This window comes from Gordonia sp. NPDC003425 (assembly GCF_053588635.1).
The window spans coordinates 253,640-262,230 of the sequence record NZ_JBSFQI010000007.1 but is presented as its reverse complement, the minus strand read 5'-3'; the positions used below and the strand labels follow the sequence as shown (position 1 = coordinate 262,230).

Below are 8,591 nucleotides of genomic sequence, written 5' to 3'. Positions count from 1 at the left end.
CCATCAGCATCTCGGGAGGCCCGCCTTCGCTGGCGGAGCCACACGGGTGGGGAATTTAGGTGAGCATCACTGGGGAATTTCGATGAGCGCCGTCACTTCGCCGCGATCGCCTGCGGCGTGGGTGCGGTGCTCTCGTTCATCGGACTCATTCACGCCTCCGAGGTGTCGTGGGCGGCCAATCCGGAGGTGGCCCTGGGCTATCTGTTCTTCGGCATCGTGTGCATCGCCTACTGGTTCCTGCCGAGCGCCCGCACACCGGTCACGGTGAACGAGGCGGATGTGGTCGCCGGGCACTGAACCGTACGATCAGCCGTTTTGTTCTCCGGCCCACCGATGCGCTAGAGTCAGCGTTCGGTTCTGATGGACTCCGACACCCCCGCTGGGTCGCGGTTCATCCGGGCCGGAGAGCAATCCCCCATAGCTCAATTGGCAGAGCATTCGACTGTTAATCGAACGGTTACTGGTTCGAGTCCAGTTGGGGGAGCAAGTAAACCGCCTGGTCACAGGCGGTTTTTTGCTTTCGGGCGTCGGCCGCTTGCCAGATTCGTGCAATAGCCGCCAATCATGAGCTCGAGCCGACGGGTGCGGAGCGCCATCAGCCAGCGGGTGTCTCTGCCGTATCGGTAGAGGTTGTTTGCGGCTCAGCGGTGGTACTGGACGCGTCGCCGTCCACGGCGCGGCACTGGTCAGCGGTGTGGGTCTGGAGACACTCTGTCCATTTCCGCTGTCCCTCGGTCCAGGGATCTGATGGACGCTGTCCGACGTCAGGCGCCCACATGTAGTTATCGCAAATGATCGCGTTTCCATCGGGATCGTTGGCACGTACGCCGATCTCGGCGCCGATGCACGGTTCACCCTGCCTGTGGACCGGTCCGCTGGGAACTGTCGTCGTCTCGGTCGTTGTCTCGACTATCGGTGCCGGCACCATCGTGCCGCTGACCTCGTTCGGGGTAGCCGGCACGGAGATACTCGTCGACGAGTAGACCGACGATGTGGCGCCGTCATCCGTGGAGGTGGCACATCCGGCGAGCGCGCACGATGCCAATGCGGCGACCGAGACGATGATCCGCGTTCGCATGGCTGGTGAGTCTTTCGATCGGCGCGTGTGGAAGTGAAGCTATTTGGTGTTACCGGTGACTTCGATGATGTTGACCTCCACAACGGGAGCGGTGACGCTTCCCCCGATTGTTGTGTCATAGGTTTCTGATCCCTTGACTTCTACCCACATCGTCACGAGATCGTCCTCGACGATATCTGCGAAAGATGCCAGACCTGCCTTGGCAATTGTGTTGATGTCCATGTCGTAATAGTCGACCTGGGCTCCGTCGGTATTGACGCGAATCTCGGATGACCCCAGTGCGACATCTGCTTGCACGACACGTCCGTAAATCACATACTTTTCTCCGACATGTGAGTCAGGACTCTTCGCGATGAGCTGCCAGCCGCGCGAGTCCGTGGTTTGGTATGTCGCTTTGTCCAGGCTTTCCGCCCTCTGCTGTTCGAGCTCGCGTTCGGCAGATTCTGCCGCGGCCTGTTGTCGTGACTGCTCCGCGGGGTCGACAGTGGTAGTTGTTGTTGTTGCCACCGCCCCTGCTCGATCTGTCTGCTTCGAACCTGTCACAGAGACGGCCGCGATGACAACGCCGACGACGACCGCGACCGCCACGGCGGCAAGGCCGTACCACAACCACTTGCGCTTCTTGGGGGGCACAGGCGAGTTGGGGGCCACAGGCGAGGGCAGGGGTGTTGGCGACATGTCCGACCCGTCCCGCGCGAGCGATTCCGGGGCCGATTGATTCACCGACGATGTTTCGGCAAAGGGCGATACCGATATCGGCGGCGGCGCCGACACGGTCGTGTGTGTGTTGTTCGTCCACTGGTGTCCATCCCACCAGCGGTAAGTGCCACCGTCGGGGTTTTGAGGATCCGGATACCAGTCAGGCGGCACAGTGGGAGTTGTCACCACGCCCTCCTTTTCGATACTCGCAAATCGAAATGTTTCACGAGCATTAGAACCACACTAGCTCGCCTTTGTGCATCGGCGATATGGGAAAAAGGACCTCATCATCTGTGGCGAAGGTTACGCAGAATGCAATTATTCAGGCACAAAATTGCGTCCGTGCGCTCATCCTCTGGTGGCGCAAATCGGCAGCGCTGTTGATCGCTCGGTTCGGTGCGCCATTGAACTTCGCAAATGGGCCGCAAGTGTGGCGCGCGAAAGAACAAGACCGCCTGAGGTCAGGCGGTCTTGTTACACGCTAAGTCTTCAGATGGCGCAGGTGCGGTGGCAATCGCCACCGACACGTCTTGTCACCGATGTGGTTCAGGAACCGCCCTTGCCGACACCGATCACACCGGCACCGACAACGGCGGCGAGCAGGCCGAAGATCAGGTACAACCATGCCGCGACGCCGCCACCGTAATTCGCGATGTTGCCGATTCCGGCGGCGACGAAGATGAGGCCCATCGCGATCACCAGTCCCGGAATGATGTAGAAGAGCGGTGAACGCGACGACATGGTTCAAACCTCCCGAGGTTGCCACCTCCGTCGGCACCCGACGGAGAACGTCTCGGAGTTTAACCCATGGCACGTCGGTAACGCTCGTAGACCACCCGCTCGGGGAAGACGCGGGTCTCGATCAGCTCCAGTGCGATGTCGGAGGTGACCGGCGGGAGGAACGGTGTTCCACCCCCGACCACGACGGGGTACCGGAAGATCCGCAGCTCATTGACGAATCCGAGCTCGAGCGCCTGCCCGGCCAGCGTCGCGCCGCCGATCTCGACGTCGGCGTCGGTCGCGTCGAGTACGGCGGCAACTTCCTCGGCCACCGAACCCCGCGCGAGTCTCGCGTTTCCCTGCACCGCATCGAGCGTGCGGCTGAACACCACCTTCGGAAGTGCGCTCCAGAGGTCAGCAAACTCATTGCTGGCCTCATCGTGACGCATCGCGGGATCGTTCTCCCACACCAGCATCGCCTCGTACAAGCGGCGCCCGAGCACGGTGGCGCCCAACTCGCGGATGCGTGCGGTGTGAAATGCGAACAGCTCATCGGTGGGCGCCGACCACGCGAATGATCCACGTCGGTCGGCGACGTAGCCGTCCACCGACACGCCCATCGAATACAGAAGCACGGCCTCACCGTACCGATTCGGCGACGGCGGTGGTGACATAAGCCACAGAAGTGGTCGCTACATTGGGTTGATGCCCAAAGTGCGCACCCGGACCGGCGTCGAGGACGATTCGGTTCAGACCGACAGGGTGCCACGCAAGCTCGACGGCGCTGCCGACGCCGGCCCGCGGCGCCGGTTTCGCATAGCCGGCAGCCGCCGACTCTTCGTCCTTGTCGCCTCGCTGGTCACTCTGGTGGCGATCCTGGCGGTCGCGACCGCGGTCCTGGCCTACGAGTACGCACGTGCCGAGGACAGGGTGGCGGCGGCCGGCCCCACCGACGCAGACCGCCGCGCCGTGCTGGATACCGCGAAGCGATACGCGGTACAGCTGACCAGCTACGACCCGGCGAACTATGCCGACCTCGACCGTCGGATTCGCGAGATCTCCACGCCGGAGTTCGCCAAGAGTTACATCGCCTCGTCCGCCGATGCCCGTAAGGGCAACGCAAACGCGAAGGGCGTATCCACCGCCAAGGCCGACAACGCCGGAATCGAGTCGATGACCACCGACAAGGCTGTTGTACTGGTCGCACTTGACCAGACGGTGACCTCATCGGAGATCGCAGCGCAAGTGCCACAAGGTATTCCGTACCAGTCGCGGGTGAAGCTGACCCTGGTCCGACGCGACGGCACATGGCTGCTCGACGACCTGTCGGCGGTGTGAGGGTCCCGCACCGACCCGGTACGCCCAGGAATGTGATCTGCGTCTCAGGTGTGGGTACAGTGGGCGCAGGCCGCGCGGACAACGCGACGGCGATCGAGGGCAGAGGTGACCGATGCCGAGTGCCGAGACGTCGGATGGGGTACGTACCGGGGTCGACGAGCGCGGCCTCGCTCGCATCGAAATCTGTCGTCCGGGCCGGATGAACGCGCTCGACTCCGTGGCGAGCCGAAGCATCATCGACTTCCTGACCCGAAGGTGCACCGGTGAGGACGTGCGCGCGGTGGTGATCGACGGCGCAGCAGGAAGCTTCAGCGCCGGAGCCGACATCCGCGACATCGCAACGGCGCGCACGGGTCCGGCCGGTGGACTCGACGAGGAACAGGCGGCAGCGGTGATCGCCGGAGGCTCAGCGCTCGCTCGTGCGGTACGCCTGGTGCAGGCGCCGGTCATCGCCTCCGTGGACGGACCTGCCGTTGGGATCGGCGCCTCACTGGCGTTCGCCGCAGACCTCGTCTATGCCACCGAACGCTCCTACTTCCTGCTCGCATTCATCAACATCGGACTGATGCCCGACGGTGGCGCCTCGCTGACCGTCGCGGCGTCGATGGGCCGGGCACGTGCCAACCGGCTGATCCTGTTGGGGGAGAAGCTCCCGGCCGCCGACGCCTATCGGGCGGGCCTTGTCAGTGCGCTCGTCGCCGATCGAGCCGCCCTCGACCTCGCCGTCGATGACGCAGCCCGCAAGCTGGTCAACACACCGCCCGCGGCGCTGCGCCTGGCCAAACGCGCCGTCGACGCGACCACGATGGCGGGATTCGGCGATGCGCTCGAACGCGAGACGACCGGGCAGACCGAACTGCTCCAGTCGCCCGAATTCCGCACGGTGATGGCGCATTTCGCCGGCACAGCCACATCCGGGGCCGACACATCCGGGGCCGACACATCCGGAACCGACACAGACACACGGAGGAGATCCCGATGACCGCCACCACCGCCGCAACTGCGCACGACCTCGGTACCGAACCGCTCCGATCGCGACGCAACCACTGGAACAACCAGGTGAACCGTCACGCGTTCATGACTCCCGACGCCCCGGCACTGAAATACCTCGGAGAGGTCACCACGTGGGCGCAGCTCGATCAACGGACCCGCGCATTTGCCGCGGCGTTGCACCGGCGGGGAGTGAGGTTCGGCGACCGGATTCTGGTGCTGATGCTCAACCGCCCGGAGTATGTGGAAGTGGTGTTGGGCGCCAACCTGATCGGTGCCATTCCGGTGCCCGTCAATGTCCGGATGAGTCCGGCGGAGGTTGCTTTTCTGGTGGCCGACAGTGAAGCCGAGACGATCGTGACCGACGCGGTGCTCACCCCGCTGGCCGATGCCGTGGTGTCGGCCACCACCGGGATCGACCGGGTGATCGTCGTAGGCGGTCCGGCCGGCCCCGACCACCTCGACACCGCTCGCCTTGACTATGCCCAACTGGTTGCCGAGGATGCTGCCGACCTGCCGGAGACCGACGTTCCCGAAGACACGGTGGCGCTCATCATGTACACCTCGGGCACCACCGGAAAACCCAAGGGCGCCATGCTCACCCACACGAATATGCAGGCCCAGGCGGTGACGTGTCTGCAGGCGGTGCAGACCCGATCAGACGATGTTTCCGCCGGCGTGGCGCCCCTGTTCCACATCGCGGGCCTCGGTGCGATGGCGCCGTCGTTCTTCATGGGTGCGCTGACCGTGATCCATCCGTTGGGTGCCTTCGACCCCGACGCCATGCTCGACATGTGCGAACAGGAGCGCATCACATCCATCTTCTTGGTGCCCGCACAATGGCAAGCCGTGTGCGCCGCCCAGCTGTCGAGGCCGCGTGACGTCTGCTTCCGCACCATCATGTGGGGTGCAGCGCCCGCATCCGACACCGTGCTCCGCGCCATGAGCGAGGCCTTTCCGGATGCACTGAACGTCGCGGTGTTCGGCCAGACCGAGATGTCACCGATCACCTGCGTGCTGGAGGGAAAGGACTCGCTGCGCAAACTGGGGTCGATCGGACGCGTGGTGCCTGCGGTCACCGCACGTATCGTCGACCCGGCCGGAAACGATGTCGCCGACGGTGAGGTGGGGGAGATCGTCTACCGCGGACCGAACCTGATGGCCGGGTACTGGCGCAATCCCGAGGCCACCGGTGACGCCTTCCGTGGCGGCTGGTTCCACTCGGGAGACCTCGTGCGTCGCGACGAGGAAGGCTTCCTCTACGTGGTGGACCGCGCCAAGGACATGATCATCTCCGGTGGGGAGAACATCTACTGCTCGGAGGTGGAGAACGTCCTCTACGCCCATCCACGGATCAGCGAGGCCGCGGTGATCGGGCGCGCCGACGAACGTTGGGGAGAGGTGCCCGTCGCGGTGGTGGTGACCGACGACGGCGAGGAGCTCGTCATCGACGACCTCCGTCCCCATCTGAATGAGAACCTGGCCCGGTTCAAGCACCCCGCGGAGATTGTCGTCGTGGAGGAATTGCCGCGAAACGCGGGCGGCAAGGTGGTCAAGCCCCGGTTGCGCGAACGTTTCGGCAGCAAAGACAAGGGCCTCGCAGACCGGCACTCGCCGTCGAACTAGAACACGTTCCATTTCCTTGGAAAAGTGACTAGGGTCTCAGTCAGGTGCCCGGGGTGTCGTCGACGCCGAGTGGTGGGCACGTCGGACAAGCGGGAGGGCCTGCATGAAGACCAAGGGTGCATTGCTGCGCGAACTCAACAAGCCGTGGGAGATCGAGGAGATCGAGATCGGCGACCCCAGGGCGCACGAGATCAAGATCCGAATGGAAGCGGCCGGCATGTGCCACTCGGATCACCACCTGATGACCGGCGGCATCCCGATGGCCGGATTCCCGATCCTCGGTGGACACGAGGGCGCCGGTGTGATCGAGGAGATCGGTGAGGGTGTCACCGATTTCGCGGTCGGCGACCACGTGGTGCTCTCGTTCATCCCGTCGTGCGGCAAGTGCCCCTCGTGTCGGAGCGGGTTGGCCAACCTCTGCGACTTCGGCGCCATGCTTCTTCAAGGCGAGGCGGTCTCCGATCACACCTTCCGCATCCACACGGCCGCGGGTGAAAACGTCTATCCGATGACCCTGCTCGGCACGTTCTCGCCGTACATGGTGGTCCACGAGGCGTCGGTGGTGAAGATCGACAAGGACATCCCGTTCGAGGTGGCCGCCTTGGTGGGCTGCGGGGTGCCCACCGGCTATGGTTCCTCGACGCGCAGCGGTGATGTGCGTCCCGGCGAGGATGTCGCGATCGTCGGCGTGGGCGGCGTGGGTACCGCCGCGCTGCAGGGCGCGGTGATCGCCGGCGCGCGCAATGTGTTCGCCGTCGACCCGGTGGAATGGAAACGCGAGCAGGCCATGAAGTTCGGGGCCACCCGCACCTTCGCGTCCATCGAGGAGGCCATGGGAGGAATCGCCGAAGTCACCCAGGGTGGCATGTGTCAGAAGGTCATCGTGACCGTCGGCGAGGTGCACGGCAAGGACGTCGACAGCTGGATGGCCATCACCGCCAAGGCCGGCACCTGCGTGCTGACCGGCATGGGCAACATGCTCGAGACGGACGTGACTCTCAACCTGGCGATGCTGACGCTGCTGCAGAAGAACCTGCAGGGCAGCATCTTCGGTGGCGCCAACCCCAAGCTCGACATCCCGCAACTGCTGTCGATGTATAAGATGGGCAAGCTCAATCTGGACGACATGATCACCCGGCGCTACCGCCTCGATCAGATCAACCAGGGCTATCAGGACATGCTCGACGGCAAGAACATTCGTGGCGTCATCCGCTACACCGACGAGGATCACTGACACGCATCGGCCGGGTGATCGCACCGCCGCGAGCGGCGGGGCCGGTAATGTGATGCCACGTGTCCGTTCTCGATGAACTCGCCGGCTGGCCGGTGGACAATGCCGCCGCAGCCCTGATCTCCCCCGGCGGCGTCGTCGAGTACGGTGACGTCGGTCGCGTCTTCGAACTCGCCTCGGTCACCAAACTACTGGTGGCCGAGGCGGTTCTCGTTGCGGTGGAGGAGGGGGCGATCACCCTCGACGACCCGGCCGGTCCGCCCGGCGCCACCATCGCCCATCTACTCGCGCATGCGTCGGGTTTGGCCTTCGACAGCCGCGAGGTGCAGGCGCCGGTCGGGGAGAAGCGGATCTACTCGAGTGCGGGATTCGAGGTACTCGCCGAGGCCGTGGAGCAGGCCACCGACATCTCGTTCGCGGGATATCTGTCGGAGGCGGTGTGCGCGCCACTCGGTCTCACCGACACCTCGCTCGACGGTCCGGCCGGTCACGGTGCGCGTTCCACGGTGCGCGACCTCACCCGCTTCGCCCAGGACTTGATGGTCTCGACCGTGCTCTCAACGGACACGATCGCGCGGGCGACCAGTGTGTGGTTTCCCGGACTCGACGGCTTTGTGCCGGGGTACGGCAAGCATCGACCCAACGACTGGGGACTGGGCTTCGAGATCCGCTCGCACAAGTCGCCGCACTGGACCGGGACACGCAATTCGCCGTCGACGTTCGGGCACTTCGGGCAGTCCGGGACGTTCCTGTGGGTGGACCCGCAGATCGGCGCGGCGTGCGTCGTACTGACCGATCGTCCCTTCGGCGCCTGGGCCAAACCGCTGTGGACCGATTTCAACGACACCGTCGTGGAAAGCCTGCACGACTAGCGGTTACTCACACCAGTTTCATGAATGCACCCCAGAA

General features: G+C 64.4%; 8 protein-coding genes, 1 tRNA gene and 1 pseudogene. 7 read left to right on the top strand and 3 right to left on the bottom strand.

Features of this window, described 5'->3' with window-relative positions:
* Positions 1-93: 93 nt before the first annotated feature.
* Positions 94-297, top strand: a pseudogene (locus tag ACWDTD_RS11540) (regulator); the annotation flags it as partial.
* A gap of 114 nt (positions 298-411) precedes the next feature.
* Positions 412-484: transfer RNA gene (locus ACWDTD_RS11535), tRNA-Asn, on the top strand.
* A gap of 633 nt (positions 485-1,117) precedes the next feature.
* On the opposite strand, the gene ACWDTD_RS11530 is transcribed toward ACWDTD_RS11535, so the two are convergent.
* The 3 genes from ACWDTD_RS11530 to ACWDTD_RS11520 form a co-directional block, all read right to left on the bottom strand.
* Positions 1,118-1,963, bottom strand: a complete 846-nt coding sequence (locus ACWDTD_RS11530) for a DUF2510 domain-containing protein (RefSeq protein WP_449747234.1) — start codon at positions 1,961-1,963, stop codon at positions 1,118-1,120.
* Positions 1,964-2,323: 360 nt separating this feature from the next.
* Complete coding sequence (locus ACWDTD_RS11525) at positions 2,324-2,518, bottom strand: hypothetical protein (protein WP_449747233.1); 195 nt, start codon at positions 2,516-2,518, stop codon at positions 2,324-2,326.
* Between the two features lie 59 nt (positions 2,519-2,577).
* On the bottom strand, positions 2,578-3,132 hold the full coding sequence (locus tag ACWDTD_RS11520; protein WP_449747232.1) for a dihydrofolate reductase family protein: 555 nt from the start codon (positions 3,130-3,132) through the stop codon (positions 2,578-2,580).
* A 70-nt stretch (positions 3,133-3,202) separates the two neighbouring features.
* Here ACWDTD_RS11520 and ACWDTD_RS11515 point away from each other — a divergent pair, with 70 nt between their 5' ends.
* The 5 genes from ACWDTD_RS11515 (at position 3,203) to ACWDTD_RS11495 (ending at position 8,554) form a co-directional block, all read left to right on the top strand.
* Entirely contained in the window at positions 3,203-3,835 is a 633-nt protein-coding gene (locus tag ACWDTD_RS11515; RefSeq protein WP_449747231.1) for a hypothetical protein, read from the top strand.
* 112 nt (positions 3,836-3,947) lie between these two features.
* Positions 3,948-4,817: an enoyl-CoA hydratase-related protein gene (locus ACWDTD_RS11510; protein WP_449747230.1), complete on the top strand. Its 870-nt coding sequence runs from the start codon at positions 3,948-3,950 to the stop codon at positions 4,815-4,817.
* Positions 4,814-6,451, top strand: a complete 1,638-nt coding sequence (gene fadD5, locus ACWDTD_RS11505) for a fatty-acid--CoA ligase FadD5 (RefSeq protein WP_449747229.1) — start codon at positions 4,814-4,816, stop codon at positions 6,449-6,451. The genes ACWDTD_RS11510 and fadD5 overlap by 4 nt, the downstream gene beginning before the upstream one ends.
* A 103-nt stretch (positions 6,452-6,554) precedes the next feature.
* Positions 6,555-7,685: an NDMA-dependent alcohol dehydrogenase gene (locus ACWDTD_RS11500; RefSeq protein ID WP_449747228.1), complete on the top strand. Its 1,131-nt coding sequence runs from the start codon at positions 6,555-6,557 to the stop codon at positions 7,683-7,685.
* 59 nt (positions 7,686-7,744) lie between these two features.
* On the top strand, positions 7,745-8,554 hold the full coding sequence (locus ACWDTD_RS11495; RefSeq protein WP_449747227.1) for a serine hydrolase domain-containing protein: 810 nt from the start codon (positions 7,745-7,747) through the stop codon (positions 8,552-8,554).
* Positions 8,555-8,591 lie beyond the last annotated feature (37 nt).